Source organism: Bhargavaea ullalensis (genome assembly GCF_042432615.1).
Lineage (GTDB): Bacteria > Bacillota > Bacilli > Bacillales_A > Planococcaceae > Bhargavaea > Bhargavaea ullalensis.
The window spans coordinates 1-741 of the sequence record NZ_JBHLWY010000054.1 but is presented as its reverse complement, the minus strand read 5'-3'; the positions used below and the strand labels follow the sequence as shown (position 1 = coordinate 741).

Genomic DNA, 741 nt, shown 5'->3' with positions numbered 1-741 from the left:
TAGAACGATTCATACACGGTCCGGCACCTCCTTCATCCGCTTGAATGAAATGGCGGGCGGCCGGTAGGACTCACGTTCTTCGTTCCGCTTTTTCGCTGCGCGGAGCACTCGGGACTCTTCTGCCGGCGCCTGCTGGAGGGTCTCCGGCAGGGCGGGCCGTCTGCCCGCAAACTCCCCGATTTCCAGCTTTTTCGCCGTCCACGGCTCGTGCCCCTCATATTCAATCCGGATTTCTTCTGTACTCTCCGGATCATAGATCACGTCCACTGTCCGGCCGATAAAGGTGAGTCCCGCTTCATACTTCTCGCCCTGGAAGCTGATGCAGCCCGACTTGTCGACTTTCCGGGTCTCCGCATGAAGGAAGGCTTCCGTGATCGCCTCTTCCGCGGCGAAGGAGAGTGCCCGGCGGTCCCGCTGGTACACTTCGAACGGGCTCCGGTTCTCCGGAAGTCCCGAATGGCCCTTCTTCTGATAACACTCTTCCAGCCAGACCGCAAACAGCCGGTTCAGCTCTTCCAGGCTCTTCGGCTTCTCAAGCGCCGCTTCCGCTAGGAAGCCGTCCACTGTGCGGTTGAATCGCTCCACCTTCCCTTTCGATTCAGGGGAATAGGGCCTGGCAAAAAGCAGGCGGATGCCGAGCTTCGAGCACATCCGGCTCATCCACTTCGTCCGGTATTGCTTGCCGTTGTCGAAGTAGAAGGCATCGGGCACCCCGTATTCCTGGATGGCCTGACGCAGTGA

General features: G+C 59.6%; 1 protein-coding gene. It reads right to left on the bottom strand.

All coding sequences use genetic code 11. The annotated features are described in order from the left end of the window. Positions 1-9 precede the first annotated feature (9 nt). Positions 10-741, bottom strand: a 732-nt coding sequence (locus tag ACFFIY_RS14360) for a TnsB C-terminal domain-containing protein (RefSeq protein ID WP_376837322.1), incomplete at its 5' end; no start/stop codon positions are given.